Source organism: uncultured Roseobacter sp. (genome assembly GCF_947499265.1).
In the GTDB taxonomy this organism is placed as follows: Bacteria; Pseudomonadota; Alphaproteobacteria; order Rhodobacterales; family Rhodobacteraceae; genus Roseobacter.
Genome location: NZ_CANMNK010000008.1, coordinates 29,978 through 51,326, shown reverse-complemented (window position 1 = coordinate 51,326; position 21,349 = coordinate 29,978). Strand labels below are relative to the sequence as shown.

Genomic DNA, 21,349 nt, shown 5'->3' with positions numbered 1-21,349 from the left:
CAAGGGAGCGGCGGCGCTGATGCCCTTATCTGATGCTAATAAAGTCCGCCGGAACTCAATGTCCCAAAGTCGGCTTTTGGCCCCACGGTTGTGGTTTCCCCGGTCGAGGTCGTGACCTGTTGGGTCTGACGCGCGACCTCTTCAAAGAGCGGCAGGTTCTGCCCCATGGCAAATCCGCCATCATAGGTGATGCCAAAGATGGGCTGCTCCCCTTCGCGGAAATATTCGGCCACCACCGCTTCACCCGTCGCCTCCGGGCTCAGACGCGCACCGGTGAACCGATCAATCTTGATGAAACGGCCACCGGGCGGCACCGTGAACGGACCGCCGCCATACTTCTTGGTCGCCTCTTCCATGAAACTTTGAAACACCGGGCCGCACATACCGCCCCCCGATGCCCCGCGCCCCAGCCCGCGCGGCTGATCGTAGCCGATGTAACAACCAGCCACGATGTTGCTGGTGAAGCCGATGAACCAGACATCCTTGGCGTCATTGGTCGTGCCGGTCTTGCCCGCGGTCGGCACCGGCAGGTTGACGGTTCGGCTTGCGGTGCCGCGATCGACCACGCCGCGCATCATCGACGTCAGCTGATAGGCCGTGACCGCATCCATCACTTGCTCGCGGTTGGAGATGATATTGGGCGCCAGTCCCGTATCCAGGCTGGCCAGCTCGCAGTCATAGCACAACCGGTCGTCGTGTCGGTAAATGGTCTTGCCGTAGCGGTCCTGCACGCGGTCAACCAGCGTCGGCTGCACCCGTTCACCGCCATTGGCGAACATCGCATAGGCCGCCACCATCTGGTATAGCGTTGTCTCTTCCGACCCAAGCGAGTTGGCCAGGAACGTGCCCATATTGTCATAGACGCCAAAACGCTCGGCATAGTCGGCCACCACATCCATGCCGATCTGCTGAGCCAGCCGGATCGTCATCAGGTTCCGCGAGCGTTCAATCCCGGTGCGCAGCGGCGTGGGACCATAGAATTCCCGCGAGGAATTGCGAGGGCGCCACAGCCCCTGCGGTGTATTGACCTCGATGGGCGCGTCCACAACGATTGTGGCGGGGGAATAGCCGCTGTCGAGGGCGGCGGCATAAACAAAGGGTTTGAAACTGGAGCCCGGCTGGCGTTTGGCCTGGGTGGCGCGGTTGAACACGCTGGCCTGATAGGAAAACCCGCCCTGCATCGAAATCACGCGGCCGGTGTTGACGTCCATCGCGACAAAGCCACCCTGCACCTGGGGCACCTGCCGCAGGGTCCAGCGCACGAAAGTGCCATCCTCATCGGAGGTCATCGCGCGCACATGCACCACATCGCCGACCTCCAGTAGGTCGCCGGCCACTTTGGCTTTGCTACCAACGGTGCCATCTTCCGCGCGCTTGCGGGCCCATGTGACGTCATTTGCCGCGATGAAATGACCGTCGTCATCTTCGGCGACACCTTCGATGCCGATCCGCGCGTCATTGCTGCCGACGGATAAAACCACCGCCGGATACCAGGGACCATCAAGGTCGATATCGCGCGCCATTTTGGTTTCTCCAAGCGCGGCCCGCCAGTCTTCTTCAGTCTCCAATCGCGCGGGATCGATCTTGATCTTGGCTTCGCGCCAGATGCCCTGCTTGCGGTCATAGTCTTCGAGCGCCCGACGCAGAGCGGTGGCGGCAATGGGCTGCATTTCCTGATCGATGGTGGCACGTACGGTCAGACCGCCTGTGAAAAACTCGCCTTCCCCGAAATCTTCGGTCAGTTGACGGCGGATTTCGTCGGTAAAGTAATCACGGGGCGGCAATTCGGCCTTGAAGCTTTCGAAATCACCATTCTGCACAGAGCGCAGCGGTTCGTTCAATTCCTTGAGCAGCACATCCTGGGTGATGTAGCCATTCTCCATCATCTCCTTCAGCACGAAATTGCGCCGCCCGAGCAGCCGGTCCTTTTGGCGTACGGGGTGATAATCGCTGGGCGCTTTCGGCAGGGATGCCAGAAACGCGGCCTCATGCGGGGCAAGGCTGCTGAGCGGTTTGTTGAAATAGGTCTGGCTGGCCGCAGCCACGCCATAGGAATTCTGCCCAAGGAAAATCTCGTTGAGATAGAGTTCAAGAATGCGCTCCTTGCTCAGCGTCTCCTCAAGGCGGGCGGCGAGAATGATCTCCTTGATCTTGCGTTCCGCGCGACGGTCACCGGACAAAAGGAAGTTCTTCATCACCTGCTGCGTGATCGTGGACGCCCCGCGCACATCCTGGCCGCGCGACCGCACCGCGTCCACCGCCGCCGCACCAATGCCGCGCAGGTCATACCCATCATGCTGATAGAAATTCTTGTCCTCTGCAGAGATGAACGCCTGTTTGACCAGATCGGGGATCGTCTCCGCAGGCGCAAAGAGCCGCCGTTCCTTGGCGAACTCGTCGATGATCTGCCCCTGCCCGGAATAAATCCGGCTGATCGTGGGTGGTGAATACTGCGCCAGCGACTCGTGGCTCGGCAGATCACGCCCATACATCCAGAACACGGCGCCAACCGTCAGCGCGACCATACCAATGGCCATCGTGATCGTCGTAAAGATGCCCCCGAAAAAGGACAGGATGAATCGGAACACTGGGCGGACGCCTCTCTTTGATTGCTTGGGCTTACATATAGGCAGTGGCACCGGTGCCGTCAAAACACGAAAGCTTACGAAACGTGCCGAAACCCGCCGGTTTCGAGCGCAAATCGCTATTGGCGCACCAGCGGGCGCTTTGCCGCATCCGCGTCACGCCACGTCAGAATGGACCGGGCCATGCCGCCGACGATTTTTGCCCGCCACGTGGGATCCCGTAGGTTTTTCAAATCCCGCTCGCTGGACAGAAACCCAACCTCAACGAGAACGGAAGGGATGTCGGCTGATTTCAACACGGAAAACCCCGCTTGCCGCAGGGGTCTGCGGTTCATGGGGCCACCGGCCTCGGTCATGCCTTTGACCAGCGCCTTGGCCAATGACTTCGAACGGGGTTCGGTTTCCTGACGCGCCAGGTCCAGCAGGACGCTGGCCACTTCGTCATCTGAGCCGGTCAAATCGGTCCCCGCGATGATATCCGCGCGATTGTGCCGTGCCGCAAGATGGGCCGTCGCGGTGTCGCTGGCATCTTCGGACAAGACATAGACGGTGGCGCCCTGCGCCCCGCCCTGGCTGAGCGCATCCGCGTGCAGGGACAAAAACACATCCGCGCCGGATCTATGCGCGATGGCGACGCGCCCTTCCAGCGACACGAACATATCGCTTTCGCGGGTCAGGACCACATCGGACACGCCGGACCGCAGCAGCGCCTCGCGCAGCTCCAGCGCGATTTGCAACATCAGCTCTTTTTCATTGATGTCATCACGCTCCGCGCCGGGGTCCACACCGCCATGGCCGGGGTCAATGGCAACGACAAACCGGTCATCCACCAGCGGTGCCGGGATTTCCTGCGCTTCTTGTTGTGGCCAAAGCGCATCTTCGGGGGGACCTGAACGGCCCGCAAGTTCCGCAGCATCCGCGGGGGCCACGACAATGGACAGAATCGCCGCGCCCGTAGCGTCATCAATGGTCATACCAACTTCATCCGGCAGCATTGGCTGGGCCAGATCAGCCACCATCCGGGACCAGCCGGGTTGAAAGTTCCCAAACCGGATATCGGTCACGGTGCCCGGGTTCGCCAAAAGATCCGTGGCTTTGACGCCCGACCAATCCACATCGCGAAAATCGACGACCAGCCGTGGCGGCGCCGCCAGCGTAAACACCCTGAAAGGCACGCCCTGGCTCAGGTGCAGCGAGACTTCCGCCTTGCCGAACCACCCCTCCTCGATCTGGCTGGACGCAGGGTCGACGCGCGCAACAGCGGTCAATTCCTGCGCATAGAGCGCAGTTGCCCCCATCCAACTGAGGGCGGCGAAAAAAATGAAATGCCGGATCATGCTCTGCTCTGCCGGTTTTGATTGCCCACACCCTACCGCAGGCCGAGGCCTGAGGGGAACACCCCATTAGCGTCCTTGCATGAATTCCTTGAGCCGCCCAAGCCCCTCGATGATGTCCTGGGTGCTGCGCGCATAAGAGAACCGCAGCGTGGTGTGTCCGCGTGCGGGGTCGAAATCCAGCCCCGGGGTCACGGAAACCCCTGCCGTCTGCAGAATTTCCTCGGCAAAGGCGCGGCTGTCCTGGGTCAGATCGGATACATCCGCGTAAACATAAAACGCCCCATCCGGCGGGGCGATTTTGGTGAACCCGGCCTCCGGCAACCCCTTCAGCATCAGCGCCCGATTTGCCCGGTAGACGTCCATGTTCTGCTGCAATTCATCCTCCGCATCCATGGCGGCGAACGCTGCGATCTGGCTCGCATGGGGCGCGCAGATAAACATGTTCTGGGCAATCCGTTCCAGCGTCCGCACATGATCTTCGGGCACAACCATCCAGCCCACGCGCCATCCCGTCATCGAGAAATACTTGGAGAAGGAGTTGATCACATAGGCCTCATCGGTGATCTGCAGCGCCGTGACCGCCTTCGCCTCATATTCGATGCCGTGGTAGATTTCGTCTGAAATGAACGATGCGCCTTGTGCCTGCGTCGCCTCAATCAAGGCGCGCATGGCCGGTGCGTCCAGCATTGTGCCGGTGGGGTTGGCGGGAGAGGCCACCATCAACCCGGCCAAATCCATCCCGGTAAAATCAGCAGGCACCGGTTGATATCGATTTTCCAGCGCCGTGGGCAAATCCACCGGTTGCAGGTCCAGTGCGCGCAGAATTTGCCGGTAGCTTGGATAGCCGGGCGCGCCGATGCCCACCCGCTCACCGGTATCGAACAGCGCAGTAAACGCGAGCAGAAATCCGCCCGACGATCCGGGCGTGATCACCACCCGGTTCGGATCGAGATCGACGTTATACCATTCCCCGTACATCTGCGCGATCCGGGCGCGCAAGGCGGGCAGCCCCAGGGCCACCGTATAGCCCAATGGGCCCGCGTCCATCGCACGGGTCAGCGCCTTTGCCGCGGCCTTGGGTGCGCCGGTTCCGGGCTGGCCAACTTCCATGTGAATGATATGGCGACCTGCGTCCTCCAGACGGCGCGCCGCCTCCATCACATCCATCACAATGAAGGGATCAACAGCCGACCGCCTTGAACTACGCATGAATTCACTCCAATTTCAAAACCATGCTGTTTCACCTGTTCTTCAGGCTCACGTCAATCCCGGCATTGATGGTGTGGCTCATGGCAGCGCCCCTGCAGGCGCAGGGGCTGTTGCGGGATGCCGATCTGGAATACGGGCTCAAACAACTCGCCGCGCCGATTCTCAGCGCTGCGGGGTTGAGCCCGTCGCGCGTCAAAATTCTGGTGGTCAATGACAGCTCGCTCAACGCCTTCGTGGTGAGCAATGACGCGATTTATCTGCATTACGGGCTGATCAACCGCATGGATACTGCGGCGATGCTGCAAGCGGTGATCTCGCATGAGGCGGCGCATATCGCCAACGGCCACCTGACCCGGCGCCTGACCAATCTGGCCAACACGCGCACGGCCTCGGGGCTCGGCCTGGCCTTGGCCGCGGTTGCGGCGGCGGCCGGCGCGGGCAGTGCGGCGGGGGGTATCGCTCTGGGCACGCAAAGCTCGGCGCAGGCACGGTTTTTCAAACACACCCGCGCCGAAGAAGCCTCCGCCGATCAATCCGGCATTCGCTTCATGAAATCGGCGGGTGTCGATCCGCAGGGCATGATGGACGTTCTTGAGATTTTTCGCGGTCAGGAAGTCCTGGCTGTAACCCGGCAGGACCCCTATCTGCGCAGCCACCCGCTGTCGCGCGACCGTGTGCGGGCCGTTGAGGGGTTTGTTTCGGCCTATGGGAATATCACCGCGGCAAATCCTGATCACGCATATTGGTTTGATCGGGTGAAAGGCAAGCTCAGTGCTTATACCCGGTCCCCGAAATGGACGCTGCGGCGCCTGCAGGAGAGCCCCTATCAGGACGTACGGCTATTGCGTGAGGCCGTGGCCGCACACCGGCAATCACGCACAAAGCAAGCGCTGCGCGCCATCGACAGCGCCATTGCCCTGCGGCCAAACGACCCGTTTCTGCACGACCAGCGCGGCCAGATCCTGATTGAAACGCGCAATTTTCAAGCAGCAGTCGCGGCCTATGGGCGCGCTGTCCAGCTGGCTCCGAATGACGCTTTGGTGCTGTCGGGCTATGGGCGGTCGCTCTTGGCATCGGGTAACATTAAAAATGCACGACAAGCTCTTGAGAAAGCGCGATCAATCGACTTTCGTGATGGCGTGATGCTGCGGGACTTATCGGTTGCCTACGCTAAATCCGATCAGATCGGCATGGCCTCCTTGGTCACCGCCGAACGATACGCCCTGTCGGGTCGGATGAAAGACGCCAAAATTCACGCCGAACGCGCTCTGGGGCTGCTGCCCACGGGTGCTGCCTCTTGGCAACGCGCGCAGGATGTGTTGATTGCTGCTGAACGCGCCGAAAAAAAACGGAGATGATGCCATGACAAACCGCCTGATCCTGCCTGCTTTGCTGGCGTGTCTCACCCTACCGCTGCCCGCTGTGGCGCTTGATCTGGAGACCATGTCGGACGAGGAGCGTGCGCTTTTCCGATCCGAGGTGCGCAGCTATCTGATGGAAAATCCCGAGGTGATCATGGAAGCCGTGCAGGCCTTGGAAGACCAGCAGGCCGAAGCACAGGCGCAAGCTGATCTGACGCTTGTATCAGACAATGCAGAGGCAATCTTCGACGACGGCTATTCCTTTGTCGGCGGCAATCCTGATGGCGACATCACCATCGTGGAATTCATGGACTACCGCTGCGGATACTGCAAACGCGCATTCGGCGAGGTTGAGAAGCTGTTGGAGTCAGACGGCAATATCCGCTTCATCGTGAAAGAATTCCCGATTTTGGGCGAACAATCTGTCCTGGCATCTCGGTTTGCGATTGCCGCCAAGCAGCTAGAGGGCGCAGAGGCCTACAAATCACTGCATGACGCGCTGATGGCGTTCAACGGTGACATCACCCTGCCCGCGCTGCGGCGTCTGTCTGCCACCTACGGGTTGGACGCGGATGCGATTGAGGCACGGATGAACGATGACACTGTGACAGAAGAAATCGCCCGCACCCGCGCTCTGGCCCAAGAGCTGCGCATTACCGGCACCCCGACCTTTGTCATGCATGACGAAATGCTGCGCGGATATCTGCCCTACGATCGGATGCGCGCAATGCTGGACGAAAAACGCGACCTTTGAAAATTGATGTCGATATCGCCGGATAACTATCCGATTTTATTCGGCGGCATCCACAATCGCTGCTTCTGCGTCTAGCAGCGCTGCTCTTTTTTCCACTTGCTCGACGATGTGCTCCACCATCTCGTCATTGTTAAGCTTGTGGCTCTGCTTTCCAGCCAGATAGACCATGCCCGACCCGGCACCGCCGCCGGTAAAGCCCACATCGGTCATCAGCGCCTCGCCCGGTCCGTTCACCACGCAGCCGATGATGCTGAGGCTCATGGGCGTTTTGATGTGTTCAAGACGCTTTTCCAGTTTCTCGACGGTTTTGATCACGTCAAAGCCCTGTCGCGCACAACTGGGACAACTGATGATGTTGACGCCGCGGTGGCGTAGACCCAAGGATTTCAATATTTCATAACCAACTTTCACTTCCTCCACCGGATCAGCGGACAGGCTGACGCGGATCGTGTCGCCGATCCCCATCCACAGCAGGTTGCCCAGACCAATCGCGGATTTGATGGTGCCTGAGGTGAGCCCCCCGGCCTCGGTAATTCCAAGATGGATCGGCGCATCCGTCGCCTCGGCCAGTTGCTGGTAGGCCGCCGCCGCCATGAAAACATCGGAGGCTTTGCAGCTGATTTTGAACTCATGAAAATCATTGTCCTGCAGGATCTTGATGTGATCCAGACCGGATTCGACCATCGCATCGGGACAGGGCTCGCCATATTTATCCAGCAGGTGTTTTTCCAGACTGCCCGCGTTTACGCCAATGCGGATCGAGCAGTTATGGTCTCTCGCAGCCTTGATGACCTCTTTCACGCGGTTCTCGTCACCGATGTTACCCGGATTGATCCGCAAGCAGGCTGCGCCAGCCTCTGCCGCTTCGATGCCGCGTTTATAGTGGAAATGGATGTCTGCCACGATCGGTACGGAGACTTCAGGCACGATCTCGCGAAGCGCTTTAGAGGACGCCTCATCTGGAACCGAGACGCGCACAATGTCAGCTCCAGCGTCGACTGCGGCCTGTATCTGCTCAATGGTCGCTTTTATGTCCGTTGTCAGCGTGTTGGTCATGGTTTGAACCGTGATCGGTGCATCGCCTCCGACCGGCACATTGCCGACCATGATCTGACGCGATGTACGGCGATAGATATTGCGCCAGGGGCGCACGTGGTTCAGCGACATGGGACATTCCTTTGTCAGGAGCTTCTGTCAGCTAAAATAGACAGCTGCGCCCCTACCCGCAATGGTGGGTTTCACAAAGGATCAGGTGTTATTCGGTCGCAGGCGCCAAAAGTGTCTGCAGCTCAACCACGGTTGTCGCCAAGGCTTCGTCCGCAGCGAGGTCCGCCACGGTGTACCGTGACTTCAACGCGCCCACCTCAAGCGGCAGTTTCGAGGTGATTGTACCCGTCTCTCCCACAGGGCCGTAATACTCGCCATTCAGCGCGAAATAGATCGCACCGCTTTCGCCCGTACGCAACAACGGTGGGACTTCGCTCTGCGGGGCATCCCAGGTGTCACCAGGTTCCATGATGGTTTCGAAGATCACGGTGCCATCTGCGGCGCTCACGCGGACCCAGGATGGGCGCACGGCAACCATACGCAAAGCTGGCCCCGGATTTTCAACCACTTGGGGGATTGTCTTCGCGCGCTCAAGACTGGCCGAAATGGCACTGTCGATGGCACCAGCCAGCGACTCGGTCGGCGGTACAACGTCTTTCTCAACCTGGGCGAAGTTCCCAATCGTGCGCGGATCAATTGTCGATATCGGGGCATCGCGCGCAACAAGCACGGGCACATCAAGGGCCTGCGGACGGTAAAGCTGGTCCAGCGCGTCAGCGCGTGGCTGATCCATGGCACCGGGTGTTTGCGCCGCATCCGTTGCATTTGGAGCGGCGGCCAATACGCCATCCAGAGGGTCAAGGTCTGAGAGCACAACGGGTGTCTGCTCAACCGGTGCAACCTGAACCCGCTGCACCTCCTGGAGCACCGAATAGCACCCGAACCCGATGGCGGAGATCAGGGCAAGCAAAACCAATGAAGAGCCGATGGCGCTTGGTTCAATACCGGAAAAAAAGCCATCCCGAGTAGGCACAAACGGCGTGCCCGGGCGGTTGAACATATCGCCGTCACCCAGGCCGCCAACCCGTTCCTCGCGCGACGATTTCTTGATGACGGATGCCTTGGACGACATGCCGTGCGCGACGGTAAATCCACTTTCCTTGCAGAATGTCTCGAACGCCTCATCGGGGTTCATTCCAAGATAGCGCGCGTAGGACCGCACATATCCAGCAATGAATCCTGGTGTGTCAAAGGCGTCTGGATCGCAATTCTCGATTGCCGCAATATAGGCTGCTTTGATCCGCAGTTCGCGTTGGACGTCGAGGAGAGATTTGCCCATGGTCGCGCGTTCGCCGCGCATCACATCGCCAAGACGCAATTCGAAATCATCGAACCCTTTGCGTTCGACTTCTTCTTCAACACTCTCTGAGTGTTTACGCCCAATCATAAACCTGCCCCGTCTTCCCCGTGCCTGCCTAACGCCTCCGCCAGACTGTGAATCGTCCCCACGATTCGTATCTGACTTCTTGTTTATGTTAGGTTAACACAAGGCAACTTCAATTTCATATAGGTGAGTATTAACCTACATCTTCGGCACGATTTAGCGCACAATGTGACCAAAGTCCGTCCATTGCATGAACAAGGGCATTCATTTCGTCGGGGCCGTGTACGGGCGATGGTGTGAAACGCAGCCGCTCGGTGCCGCGCGGAACCGTCGGGAAATTGATGGGCTGCACGTAGATCCCGTGATCCTCAAGAAGCATGTCGCTGAGCATCTTGGTATGCACCGGATCGCCCACCATCACCGGCACAATATGGCTGCCGTGGTCGATGATCGGCAGCCCAAGACCCTTGAGGCGCAGCTTGAGAATACGCGCTTGCGTCTGATGCGCTTCACGCAATTCGGGCGCCCGCTTCAGGAAGGCGACCGAGGCCGCAGCACCCGCTGCAACAGCCGGCGGCAGTGAGGTTGTAAAGATGAACCCCGGCGCATAAGACCTTATAGCATCACACATTTTCGCCGATGCGGCGATATAGCCGCCCATCACGCCGAAAGCCTTGGCAAGCGTCCCATTGATGATGTCGAGACGGTGCATCAAACGATCACGCTCGGCCACACCTGCGCCGCGCGGACCGTACATCCCCACCGCGTGGACCTCATCGATGTAGGTCAGCGCTCCAAACTCATCCGCCAGATCGCAAATCGCCTCAATCGGGCCAAAATCGCCATCCATCGAATAGATCGATTCAAACGCAATGATCTTGGGCGCATCCGGATCGTCGGCTTCCAAAAGCTCACGCAGATGGTCCAGATCATTGTGGCGGAAGATACGTTTTGCGCCACCGTTGCGCCGCACACCTTCGATCATCGAGGCGTGATTGAGGGCGTCGGAATAAATAATAAGGCCCGGAAACAGCTTGGGCAGCGTCGATAACGTGGCGTCATTCGCAATATAGGCCGAGGTGAACAGCAGCGATGCTTCCTTGCCGTGCAAATCCGCGAGCTCCGCCTCAAGCCGCTTGTGATAGACCGTGGTGCCGGAGATATTGCGGGTCCCGCCGGACCCTGCCCCGGTGGCATCAATCGCTTCATGCATTGCCTCTAGAACGACAGGGTGCTGGCCCATACCCAGATAGTCGTTGCCGCACCATACGGTCACGGATTGGGTGCTGCCATCTGGCCGGGTGCGCGTGGCATGAGGAAATTGACCTTTGTGGCGCTCGATATCGATGAACGTCCGGTAGCGCCCTTCTTCGTGCAGACGCGCGATCGCCTGATCCAGCTGGTCGTTATAGCTCACCCGGTGTCTCCTTCATGCGATCCCGGGCACGTCGCACCTTTGGAATCTTTCTAAACATAGCAATATAGCCCCTCACGTGGAGGTGCAATATACTTAGACCGGGCACCATGTCGCATCCTTGATATGCATCAAATACAACCGCCCCATTAGCTGACAGTACGCCACGATCGGTCCGGGCGGTTTCGCATCTGGACACCGCAGCGCCTGCTGGTACGGTCCGGGTCAAACAAGAGGAGTTGCCCCATGTCCTTAGACGCCGTTTTAGCCCGTATCGATTCCGATCTGCCCGCCGCCATGGACCGACTGATGGACCTGCTGCGCATCCCGTCGATTTCGACCGACCCGGCCTTCAAAGACTCGTGCGACAAGGCCGCGGACTGGCTGGTTGACGATTTGAACGGCCTCGGGATCAAGACCGAAAAGCGGACCACACCCGGCCACCCGATGGTTGTGGGGCATATCGACGGACCCGGGCCGCACCTTTTGTTTTATGGCCATTACGACGTGCAACCGGTTGATCCGCTGGAGTTGTGGGACAATGATCCGTTCGACCCACAGATCGAAGAAACCGCCAAGGGCCAGGTCATTCGCGGGCGCGGATCTTCGGACGACAAGGGCCAGTTGATGACTTTCATCGAGGCCTGCCGCGCATGGAAAGCCGAACATGGCAGCCTGCCCTGCAAGATGACCTTTTTCCTGGAGGGCGAAGAGGAAAGCGGCTCCCCCTCGCTGGTGCCCTTCATGGAGGAAAACGCCGAAGAACTGAAATCCGACATTGCGCTGATCTGTGACACCGGGCTTTTCGAGAGCAAGACACCGGCCATCGTGACCATGCTGCGCGGGCTTCTGGGTGAGGAGATCACAATCACGGGACCGGACGTGGATTTGCATTCGGGCATGTATGGCGGCGTGGCGATCAACCCGATCCGGGTGATGTCGCGCATCGTCGCATCACTGCATGACGATGAGGGCCGCATCACCATCCCCGGGTTTTATGACGGCGTGCCGGAGCTTTCAGATGAGATGGAGGCGCAGTGGCAGGGGCTGGCATTCGATCACGCGGCTTTCCTCGGCGATGTCGGGTTGTCAAAGCCTGCGGGCGAACAAGACCGCACACCGCTGGAGATGATCTGGTCGCGCCCAACCTGCGAAGTGAACGGCATCTGGGGCGGCTACACCGGGGATGGGTTCAAAACCGTGCTGCCCTCGCAAGCCCATGCCAAGATCAGCTTTCGCCTTGTGGGCGATCAGGACCCGCTGGCGATCCGCGAGAGTTTCCGCGCACTGGTGCGTGACATGGTGCCCGAGGATTGCGAGGTCAGCTTCAACGACCACGGGGCCGGCAAAGCCTCGATGACGGAAACCGACGACCCGAGTTTTGAGGCCGCGCGCAAGGCGCTGACCGAGGAATGGCAGGTGCCTGCCGCCTATGTCGGCTGTGGCGGGTCCATCCCGATTGCGGGGCATTTCCAAGAAATCCTCGGGACCACGCCGATGCTGATCGGCTTTGGCAAGGATGATGATGCGCTGCACTCTCCGAATGAAAAATACGACGTGGAAAGCTTTCACAAGGGCATCCGCAGCTGGGCCCGTATTCTTGCCGCTCTCGCGCGGTGACGTGCACCGTATGAGGCCTACGTGTGATGACCCTGTCCTTTGAAAGCAACTTTGCCGAGGTGAACGGGCAGCGCATTTGCTATGCGCTGGCGGGTTCAGGTCCGCCGCTTTTACTGTTGCATGGATTTCCGCAGACCCATGTGCTGTGGCGGCAGGTCGGTGCGCTGCTCGGTGAGCGCTATACGGTGATTGCGCCTGATTTGCGCGGCTATGGCGCGAGTTCAAAACCCGAGGGGACTGAGAACTATTCGTTCCGTCACATGGCGCAGGACCAGATGGCGCTGATGAAACATCTGGGGTTTGCGCGGTTTCATGTCGCTGGCCATGATCGCGGTGGACGGGTCGCACATCGTCTTGCGCTGGATGCGCCGGGTGCAATGCTGAGCCTCACGGTGATGGATATCGTGCCCACGCATCTGTTGCTGGATCAACTGTCACGGCAGGTTGCAACAGCCTATTATCACTGGTTTTTTCTCGCACAACCTGCGCCTTTTCCAGAAACCATGATCGGGCATGACCCGGACCGGTATTTTGAAAGCTGCCTGCTGGGTTGGGGCGCTGCAAAACTGTCGGACTTCGAGACAGAGGCGCTATCCGCCTACCGCGAGGCCTGGCGTGACCCGGACGCCATCCGCGGCATGTGCGCCGACTACCGCGCAGCGCTTCACTATGATTTCGACCTCGATGCGCAGGATCTGGACCGCACCGTCACCTGCCCCGCGCTTGTGCTGTACGGGGCCGATGGCGCCATGGCACGCGCCTATGATGTGCCCGCCACCTGGCAGGACCGGCTCGCCGATATGCGCGCGCAGGCAATTCCCGGCGGGCACTTCTTTGTCGATCAATCCCCTGCAGAAACGGCGCGGGCCCTCCAGACCTTCGTCGACGGAATCGAAACGCATTGATCTGTTGTTCAAGGAAAAGTGGCGCGGTTGACGGGGCTCGAACCCGCGACCCCCGGCGTGACAGGCCGGTACTCTAACCAACTGAGCTACAACCGCGCGATGTCGGGCGGAATAGGCCAAGAGACTGCAAGCGTCAATAGCCCGCCGGGCGGAATCCGAGCTTGAATGCGCTGAATGCGATTTCGCGGTCATGCCGCTCCGGCATCAGCGGCGCCAGTTGATCACGGCGCGATCGGCCAAGGTGTCTGATGTCATCACCAACGGCACCCTGCGGGCTAAAACGCAAAAAGGGACCCGAAGGTCCCTTTTCAAGCAGCGGTGGCGCGGTTGACGGGGCTCGAACCCGCGACCCCCGGCGTGACAGGCCGGTACTCTAACCAACTGAGCTACAACCGCCCACTGCACACATCAAGCGAGCCCAATGCGTTTGGACGTCTTATGGCGCGCCTCAGGTCGCGTCAAGCGGGTTGCGCATCCGAAACCGGTTTTTTTGCCGACATCTTGCTGCACGCGCGGGTATGAGGTCAGCCTCGGTCAAGTCAGCCCGTAGCATCGGGGAGATCCGCGAGAATATGATGCGCCATTTCCGCGCCCCAACGCGCATATGTTTCCGGGCCCGGGTGAAACCCATCCCTGGCCATTTTCGTTGGATCAAAACCCCATTTGGGCTCCACCATCCGCACCGTTGCGTCCTGTGCCAGATCCGCTGTCAATCTGGCCATCATCGCGGCGGCGTGTTTTCCCAGAACCAGGCCAAGCGGGTTTGGCAGTGCGGGAAACTGCGCAATCGGGGGTATGGCGGTGCCATAGATGCGCTGGACACCAAAGTCGCGCTTGAGAATGTCATGCACCAAACGGGTCTGTGCGGACCACCGTTTTGGCGAAACCAGTCGTGTCACATCGTTCACACCCAGAGCGGTCACAGCGACGTCAAACTGCGCGCGCCCGTGGTTGCGCAACATATCTGGAATGGCGCGTGTGGTGATGCCCGTCTGCGCGATCAGACGCCAATGCAGCGAAACAGTACCCGACAATGCCTGCACAAGGTGCCCGCTGAGCGCGTCCTGCTGGTGGTGGGCGCCAACACCGGCGGCCGAGGAATCTCCCAGGATCAGCAGGCGAAGCGGCCTGCCCGTGCCGGACGAACCCGCACGCGGGCCCGCAGCCTCCGGCAATCGGGGCGTTTTGCGAATGACCTGAAGGGCCTGAGCGGCCAGCACCGGCGATAAAACCAACTGCGCCGCGCGACCGGTCAGCATCCCCGTGTCACCGCTTCACTTGTCCGGCAAAGGAATGAATTCGGCATCATCACCCGGTGGCAGCTGAAACCGCCCATGCGCCCAATCCCCGGCGCGCCAGGCCTCCTTTGCAGCATCAATGCGGTCTTTGGAGGACGCCACGAAATTCCACCAGATATGGCGCGGCCCGTCCAGCGTTTCACCCCCCAACAGCATCAAGCGCGCGCCCTGATCCCCTGCAGTCACAGTGATCTGATCTCCGGGGCGAAACACCATCATTTGTCCGGCGTCGAAGGCGTCTCCCGCCACTGTGATCGACCCTGACACAACGTAGATCCCGCGGTCCTCATGATCATCCGGCAGCGGCAGACGCGCGCCCGCTTCCAGCAGGGCATCGGCATAGAACATGTCCGAATAGGTTTTGACCGGCGCCCTTTCACCATAGGCATGGCCAAGGATCAGCCGCATCTGTTTCCCTTCGCCCTCCAGAACGGGCAGCGTGTCTTTGGGCGCGTGCTCAAAGGCCGCGGCGTCATCCTCGGCCTCCTCCGGCAGGGCGACCCAGGTCTGAATCCCAAAAAGATCATGGGGGCGCTGGCGAATCTCACCGTCCGTGCGTTCGGAATGGGTGATCCCGTGACCGGCCACCATCCAGTTGACCGCCCCGGGTTCAATCCACTGATCGGTCCCGAGACTGTCACGGTGGTGGATCTTGCCCTTGTAGAGATAGGTCACCGTCGCCAGACCAATATGCGGATGCGGGCGCACGTCGATGCCTTTGCCAGTGACAAATTCGGCAGGCCCCATCTGGTCGAAAAAGATGAACGGGCCGACCATCTGACGCCGTGGCGACGGCAGGGCGCGACGCACTTCGAAGCCCCCCAGATCACGCGCACGCGGCACGATCACCGTATCAATCGCGTCAACCGCGTCGCCTGTCGGGCAGTCTGGATCCAATGCGGGGTTCCAACTCATGGGCTGCGCTCCTCTATCCTGCCATGCCCTCAAGATAGCGGCGCCTGCGGGCGAGACAATCATCTCGCGCTTAAATCTTGCGTAAATCCCGGGCGGCGTCGGCGGCGACTGACTTTTCACCAATCCGGCGGGCGGCCTGGTCCAGACGTGCCGCCATGTGAATAATCTCCGACACGTCGCCCGCGCTTTGTTCCAGCGCCATCTCATAGGCCGCATATTCCAGAAAATGGGCCGCGATCTGCATCGCTGCGCGCACCCGTTCCGCCGGCGGCAAGCCATCAAGCCCGGCAAAAGCCGATGAAAGGTCCACAACCTTGGAAGAAATGTCATCTGTCGGCACGCTCATATCGTGTCCGCTTTCAACCACTATCACCCACCAGTCTCTCACACACCTCGTGTCAAAGACATCCGCTGTCGCCCAGTTTCAGTGTCAGGGCTTTTTTCCGTCGGGTCTTGGACCGCTCCGAAACAGCGCATTTTTTCGCCAACCCTTAACGAGTTGATCCTGCTTTCACTGTCTCTTAACAGATGCCGTTATGTCAACCCGAGGTAGATCAATCAGGCGCCACCAACACGTTTAGCGATAAAAAAGACGCAATCAGCCTATTGCAGACGCGTCGGCGTCGGGGATCTCAGCAGGGGGACGTCGTCACCAAGAACCTCAAGCGACGAATGATTGATGCGTGCGGAGGTATCGACAAGCTCCCCCACCAGGCGCGCGGGCTGCCGCCCCGCCAATTCATAGGCGGCGTATTCCAAAAGGCGTGCGGCGACCGTCATGGCTTTGTGCGAGCGCTCAACAGGGGGAAGCTCATCCAACAGATGAATGAGCCGATCAACGTCGCTGTCTCCCAGCTCCGGATCCGTCTCTGATTGCCCGGCAAACCCGCCTTTATTGTAAAACATTTGACCACACGTCCCATTTTCATGTCGCTTGATTGCAGCATTGGTACCTGAGCAGAATCACACGCACCTTCCCATGGCAAGCGGGTCCTCTACAGATCAGTACTCTATATCGTTTTCGGCAGATTTGCGCTCGTTTTTTCGCACGCTAAGAAACAAGTTCTCGGAAGACGGGAAAGTGGTGGGTCGTGAGAGGCTCGAACTCCCGACATCTTCGGTGTAAACGAAGCGCTCTACCAACTGAGCTAACGACCCGATGCCGCGCGGTTTAGCCAAAGACGCAGCCAGCTTCAAGCCCCTATCGACAAGCGGTGCATTTCTCCATCTTCGAGGTGGTAAACCACCCCCTGCCCGCCGGGCAGCATGCCGATCTCGGTGATGTCCTTGCCCAGTATGATCAGCCGCAGCATCCGCGATGTGATACCATGTGTGACCAGCACCGAGGGCCCCTGCAGATCAGCAAGAAACGCGGTACAGCGCGCATGCAGCCGCTGAAACCCCTCGCCCCCCGGTGCGCGTTCATAAAGGTCCAGCGCGCTTTCCTCACTCTCGTCCACCGGGCGATCGACCACCAATTCGTCGCGCCGCAGCCCTTCCCACGCCCCGACAAAGATCTCCGCCAGCCGAGGGTCCGTGTGCACAGCAGGCACCAGCCCTTCCAAAGCGATGGAGGCGGTGTGAAACGCGCGACCCTGCGGGCTGCAAAAGGCCTGGAAGCCCGTCAGATCACGCCCGCGGAGGATCTCATTCTGCGCCCGCGCCTGTGCTTTTCCTTCCGCTGTCAGCGGCGAATCCAGGCGTCCTTGAATCCGGTGCTCGGCGTTCCAGACGGTTTGCCCGTGACGTAGAATGTAAAGCGGCGGCATTGTTCAAAATCCTTCCCGGTGGGTGACAGCCTGCGCGTCACAGCTGTCAAATCTGCGTCTGTCGATGTCACTCTGATACGGGAAGAGCAATGCCGATTTTACGCGACCAGACATCGCCGGCTGACAGGTGGGCGCACAAGCTGGCGCAAACCGCCAGAAGATTGGCGCCTTTTGCGAGTACCAATTCGCAGTCCCTCCACTATCTTTACGTGTAGTGGCACAGGCAACGCACTCAGCGATACCCAGGGGAGATTTTCATGACAATTGAACTGAAACTGAATGGCAAGACCCATACGGTCGATGCAGAACCGGGCACACCACTTTTGTGGGTGATCCGCGATGACCTCAAACTGACGGGCACCAAATTTGGCTGTGGCGTGGCCGCCTGCGGCGCCTGCACCGTCCATGTCGATGGCGCGCCGGTGCGCTCCTGCCAGACCTATATCGAAGATCTGGAAGGCTCCGAAGTCACCACCATAGAAGGCGTGAATTCCGACGCCGCCAAGGCCGTGCAAACCGCCTGGGCGGAACTGGACGTGGTGCAATGCGGGTATTGCCAATCCGGTCAGATCATGTCGGCCGTGGGCCTGCTGACCGAAAACGCAAAACCCACGGTGGCAGACATCGACGAGTACATGAACGGCAACGCCTGTCGGTGCGCCGCCTATCAACGCATCCGCGCCGCCATCCTGCGCGCCTCAGATCTGATGGAGGCCTGATCCATGACCGTTACAACAACCCGCCGGGGTTTCCTGGCATCCGCCGCCGCAACAACCGGCCTGCTGGCCATCGGCATCTCCCCCAAAGGTGCGTTTGCCAAGGCAGGCACCGGCGCTTTGAACCCATTTGTGACCATTGCGTCAGATGGCACCGTCACCGCAATCGTGAAGCACTTTGAAAAGGGACAGGGCACAGCGACCGGCCTCTCCACCCTGATCGCGGAAGAGCTGAACATGTCGCTTGATGCGATCAAATTTGAATTCGCGCCGTCCGACCCGGCCGTCTACAACAATTTCCTTTTTGGCCCCTATCAGGGGACGGGCGGATCGACGGCAATGGCCAATTCCTACGCCCAATACCGCGGCGCCGGGGCCGCAGCGCGCGAGATGCTGCTGCAGGCCGCCGCCAATCGCTGGGGTGTATCGGCCAGCGATTTGTCCATGCAGGACGGGATGATTTCCGGCGCGGGGCAAGAAGCGGGTATTGGCGAGTTTGTGGCAGAGGCCGCGGCGCTTAACGTCCCTGCAGAGCCCAGGCTCAAGGACCCATCCGAGTTCCGCATCATCGGCAATGCGGATGTGCACCGCAAAGATCAGGACGCGAAAATCAACGGTACCGCCCAATACGCGATGGACCTGCATCTTGAGGGTCAGATGGTCGTGGTGATCAAGCGCAGCCCGCGCATGGGCGGGGTTGTGGCCTCCTTCGACGATAGCGCGGCCAAGGAAATCAATGGCTTCATTCAGGCTCTGGCCTTGCCCAACGGTGCTGGTGTCGCTGTCTATGCCGATAAGACCTGGGCGGCGTTTCAGGCCCGCGACGCGGTGGAGGTCACATGGGATTTCGCCGCAGCGGAAACCCGCAGCTCTGATGACATTCGACGGGAATTGCTCGCCGCCCTCGATGACAATGCCGAATTTGATGCCTCGTCTGAGACCGATCTGTCCGACACACTCTCGGCCATCGAAGGGGCCGCGCAGGTGGTCGAGGAAACCTTCTATTTCCCGCTGCTGGCCCATGCCCCCATGGAGCCTCTGGGCGCAACGATCGAGCCGCTGGCGGATGGCGGTGTGATCATCCACGATGGGGCACAGTTCCCCACCAGCAATCACAATGCGCTGTCTCAGATCCTCGAATTGCCAATGGAAAAGGTTCAGGTGAACACCATGCTGGCAGGTGGCTCCTTTGGCCGCCGTGCCACGCCAACCGCAGACTATCAGGTCGAGGTCGCCCTGGCCTTTGCCATGACCGACCGTACGCGCCCGGTCAAACTGGTCTGGTCACGCGAGGATGACATCACCGGCGGGTATTACCGCCCCGCATTCGCACATAAGGTTCGTGTCGGGCTGGATGACGCGGGCAAGATCGTGGGCTGGGATCACCGCATCGCCGGGCAGTCCATCTTCAAGGGCACCTTCTTTGAGAGTGTGATCGTGCACGAGGGCATCGATCATTCTTCTGTCGAAGGGGCCGCCGATACACCCTATGCGATCCCGGGCATGCACTTTGGCCTGACGGATAACAAACCGGCCACAACGCTGCTGTGGTGGCGCTCCGTTGGGCATACCCATACCGCATATGTCATGGAAAGCATGATGGACATTGCGGCCAAGGCTGTCGGTCGCGATGCGGTGGCGTTCCGCCTCGACTACCTTGCGGATGGCACACCGGATCAGGAGCGCAAGGCAGCGGTGCTGCGGCTGGCCGCAGAGAAAGCGGGCTGGGGTCAAGCCGCGCCGGGCCGCAGCCAGGGTGTTGCCGTGCACAAGTCCTTTGGCTCTTATGTCGCCGAAGTGGCCGAGATCTCACGGGACGCGGATGGCTACGTCAAGATCGAGAAAATCACTGCGGCAGTGGATTGTGGTCTGCCGGTGAACCCCGATGTGATCAAAGCCCAGATCGAGGGGGGCATCGGCTATGGGATCGGGGCGGTCATGCGCAATGAGATCACGCTGAGCGAAGGGGCCACGGATCAGATCAATTTTCCTGATTACGAACCGCTGCGCATCCATGACATCGCCGAGATTGAAACGCATATCGTGCCCTCCACCGTCGATCCAACGGGCATCGGTGAACCCGGCACGCCACCCGCGGGCCCCGCGCTGGCCAATGCCATCGCGGTTGATGGGCCGCGCGTTACATCCCTACCGATGACCAATGAAGGTATTGATTTCGTTTAGAAATCTGAAACCCGAAAACCCTGACGGCCCGCCGCGTTGCAAAACGTGTGCGGGCTTTTCTGGTGGATTACCCGTGTGGGATGGTGGGTGATAAGAGATTTGAACTCCTGACATCTTCGATGTGAACGAAGCGCTCTACCACTGAGCTAATCACCCCCGCAGATCACATAGCCAAACGCTCTGCGTCATGCAAGCGCGCGTCGGCGGGGTTCAGGGTTTTTCCGTCTCCGCCTCATCACCCGGGCGCAAGGGCTGATCAGTCTGACGCACCTTTGCAATGATGACGCGCCCGTTCGCGAGCTTTTTCTCCCGGTTGATCCGCACGCGGCCAAAGGGCGGCAAGACCAGAGGTCGCCCCTCCGCGAGCGCTTCGCCAAGTTCCGCCAACATGGCTTCGACAACCGGCTTGGCATCTTTCTTCTTGATCCCCGCGCGGGCCACGACCTTGTCGACCAACTCCTTTTTGCGCATCGGATTCACCAGGGTTGCCGACGTGCTTTCAGGTTTTGCGGGCGCGGTTGTCACGGGCGTCTTTGCCGCAGACATTTTTGCCTTGGTTTTAGGGGATGCGTTGGTTTTTGGCGCCGTCTTGCGGGGTTTTGCCGCGGCGCGTGCGGTCGTTCTTTTGGCCGTTGTCTTTGTGGTGCTCATATCGCCTCTCCGGCCGATTGTTCGGCTCATTCCATTCGAAAATACGCAAACGCGTTCTTTTCAATTGCGAGAAGCCTAGGCGAACAAAGTTAAAAAATCTAGGTGCTCGGAAACCAGCGCTGATTGGCGGAAACTGATCTGGTCTCAGAAATCCAATCTCAGCACGAAAAGAGCGCGCCCCGCGGGACGCGCTTTTCCAA

The 21,349-nt window shown here is 59.8% G+C and carries 18 protein-coding genes and 4 tRNA genes; 6 read left to right on the top strand and 16 right to left on the bottom strand.

Annotation, left to right across the window (positions count from 1 at the left end; translation table 11 throughout):
- Positions 1 to 35: 35 nt before the first annotated feature.
- From Q1A63_RS20835 to Q1A63_RS20825, 3 genes are all read right to left on the bottom strand, one after another.
- A complete protein-coding gene (locus Q1A63_RS20835; protein ID WP_298976010.1) occupies positions 36 to 2,588 on the bottom strand; it encodes a PBP1A family penicillin-binding protein in 2,553 nt (850 codons plus the stop codon).
- A gap of 116 nt (positions 2,589 to 2,704) precedes the next feature.
- A complete protein-coding gene (locus Q1A63_RS20830) occupies positions 2,705 to 3,922 on the bottom strand; it encodes an N-acetylmuramoyl-L-alanine amidase (RefSeq protein WP_298976012.1) in 1,218 nt (405 codons plus the stop codon).
- Positions 3,923 to 3,988: 66 nt separating this feature from the next.
- Positions 3,989 to 5,131, bottom strand: coding sequence for an aminotransferase class I/II-fold pyridoxal phosphate-dependent enzyme (locus Q1A63_RS20825; RefSeq protein ID WP_298976014.1), 1,143 nt, complete (start codon positions 5,129 to 5,131; stop codon positions 3,989 to 3,991).
- A gap of 23 nt (positions 5,132 to 5,154) precedes the next feature.
- On the opposite strand from Q1A63_RS20825, the gene Q1A63_RS20820 reads away from it, so the two are divergent.
- Positions 5,155 to 6,489: a M48 family metalloprotease gene (locus Q1A63_RS20820; RefSeq protein WP_298976015.1), complete on the top strand. Its 1,335-nt coding sequence runs from the start codon at positions 5,155 to 5,157 to the stop codon at positions 6,487 to 6,489.
- 4 nt (positions 6,490 to 6,493) lie between these two features.
- On the top strand, positions 6,494 to 7,246 hold the full coding sequence (locus Q1A63_RS20815) for a DsbA family protein (protein WP_298976016.1): 753 nt from the start codon (positions 6,494 to 6,496) through the stop codon (positions 7,244 to 7,246).
- A 36-nt stretch (positions 7,247 to 7,282) separates the two neighbouring features.
- On the opposite strand, the gene ispG is transcribed toward Q1A63_RS20815, so the two are convergent.
- From ispG to hemA, 3 genes are all read right to left on the bottom strand, one after another.
- Complete coding sequence (ispG, locus tag Q1A63_RS20810) at positions 7,283 to 8,413, bottom strand: flavodoxin-dependent (E)-4-hydroxy-3-methylbut-2-enyl-diphosphate synthase (protein WP_298976018.1); 1,131 nt, start codon at positions 8,411 to 8,413, stop codon at positions 7,283 to 7,285.
- A gap of 88 nt (positions 8,414 to 8,501) precedes the next feature.
- Positions 8,502 to 9,740: a helix-turn-helix domain-containing protein gene (locus Q1A63_RS20805; RefSeq protein WP_298976019.1), complete on the bottom strand. Its 1,239-nt coding sequence runs from the start codon at positions 9,738 to 9,740 to the stop codon at positions 8,502 to 8,504.
- Positions 9,741 to 9,870: 130 nt separating this feature from the next.
- Positions 9,871 to 11,094, bottom strand: a complete 1,224-nt coding sequence (hemA, locus tag Q1A63_RS20800) for a 5-aminolevulinate synthase (RefSeq protein ID WP_298976021.1) — start codon at positions 11,092 to 11,094, stop codon at positions 9,871 to 9,873.
- 243 nt (positions 11,095 to 11,337) lie between these two features.
- On the opposite strand from hemA, the gene Q1A63_RS20795 reads away from it, so the two are divergent.
- Complete coding sequence (locus tag Q1A63_RS20795; RefSeq protein ID WP_298976023.1) at positions 11,338 to 12,711, top strand: M20/M25/M40 family metallo-hydrolase; 1,374 nt, start codon at positions 11,338 to 11,340, stop codon at positions 12,709 to 12,711.
- 26 nt (positions 12,712 to 12,737) lie between these two features.
- Complete coding sequence (locus Q1A63_RS20790) at positions 12,738 to 13,616, top strand: alpha/beta hydrolase (protein ID WP_298976025.1); 879 nt, start codon at positions 12,738 to 12,740, stop codon at positions 13,614 to 13,616.
- Positions 13,617 to 13,635: 19 nt separating this feature from the next.
- Here the strand turns inward: Q1A63_RS20790 and Q1A63_RS20785 are convergent.
- The 8 genes from Q1A63_RS20785 to Q1A63_RS20750 form a co-directional block, all read right to left on the bottom strand.
- Positions 13,636 to 13,712 (bottom strand) — tRNA-Asp (locus Q1A63_RS20785).
- Positions 13,713 to 13,935: 223 nt separating this feature from the next.
- Positions 13,936 to 14,012: transfer RNA gene (locus tag Q1A63_RS20780), tRNA-Asp, on the bottom strand.
- A gap of 143 nt (positions 14,013 to 14,155) precedes the next feature.
- Entirely contained in the window at positions 14,156 to 14,875 is a 720-nt protein-coding gene (locus Q1A63_RS20775) for an SGNH/GDSL hydrolase family protein (protein WP_298976028.1), read from the bottom strand.
- A 15-nt stretch (positions 14,876 to 14,890) separates the two neighbouring features.
- Positions 14,891 to 15,829 carry a pirin family protein gene (locus Q1A63_RS20770; RefSeq protein WP_298976030.1) on the bottom strand — a complete coding sequence of 313 codons (939 nt, stop codon included), beginning with the start codon at positions 15,827 to 15,829 and terminating at the stop codon, positions 14,891 to 14,893.
- Between the two features lie 70 nt (positions 15,830 to 15,899).
- Positions 15,900 to 16,175 (bottom strand): hypothetical protein, encoded by a 276-nt coding sequence (locus tag Q1A63_RS20765; RefSeq protein WP_299632427.1) that lies wholly within the window; start codon positions 16,173 to 16,175, stop codon positions 15,900 to 15,902.
- Between the two features lie 257 nt (positions 16,176 to 16,432).
- Positions 16,433 to 16,735, bottom strand: coding sequence for a hypothetical protein (locus Q1A63_RS20760; RefSeq protein WP_298976033.1), 303 nt, complete (start codon positions 16,733 to 16,735; stop codon positions 16,433 to 16,435).
- Between the two features lie 176 nt (positions 16,736 to 16,911).
- Positions 16,912 to 16,987 (bottom strand) — tRNA-Val (locus tag Q1A63_RS20755).
- Positions 16,988 to 17,022: 35 nt separating this feature from the next.
- Positions 17,023 to 17,598, bottom strand: coding sequence for a histidine phosphatase family protein (locus Q1A63_RS20750; RefSeq protein ID WP_298976035.1), 576 nt, complete (start codon positions 17,596 to 17,598; stop codon positions 17,023 to 17,025).
- A 257-nt stretch (positions 17,599 to 17,855) separates the two neighbouring features.
- Here Q1A63_RS20750 and Q1A63_RS20745 point away from each other — a divergent pair, with 257 nt between their 5' ends.
- Both Q1A63_RS20745 and Q1A63_RS20740 read left to right on the top strand, forming a co-directional pair.
- On the top strand, positions 17,856 to 18,317 hold the full coding sequence (locus Q1A63_RS20745; protein ID WP_298976037.1) for a (2Fe-2S)-binding protein: 462 nt from the start codon (positions 17,856 to 17,858) through the stop codon (positions 18,315 to 18,317).
- 3 nt (positions 18,318 to 18,320) lie between these two features.
- Positions 18,321 to 20,498 carry a molybdopterin cofactor-binding domain-containing protein gene (locus tag Q1A63_RS20740; RefSeq protein ID WP_298976039.1) on the top strand — a complete coding sequence of 726 codons (2,178 nt, stop codon included), beginning with the start codon at positions 18,321 to 18,323 and terminating at the stop codon, positions 20,496 to 20,498.
- 81 nt (positions 20,499 to 20,579) lie between these two features.
- Here the strand turns inward: Q1A63_RS20740 and Q1A63_RS20735 are convergent.
- Together Q1A63_RS20735 and Q1A63_RS20730 are read right to left on the bottom strand one after the other, a co-directional pair.
- Positions 20,580 to 20,654 (bottom strand) — tRNA-Val (locus tag Q1A63_RS20735).
- 54 nt (positions 20,655 to 20,708) lie between these two features.
- A complete protein-coding gene (locus Q1A63_RS20730; RefSeq protein WP_298976042.1) occupies positions 20,709 to 21,149 on the bottom strand; it encodes an HU family DNA-binding protein in 441 nt (146 codons plus the stop codon).
- Between the last annotated feature and the right edge of the window lie 200 nt (positions 21,150 to 21,349).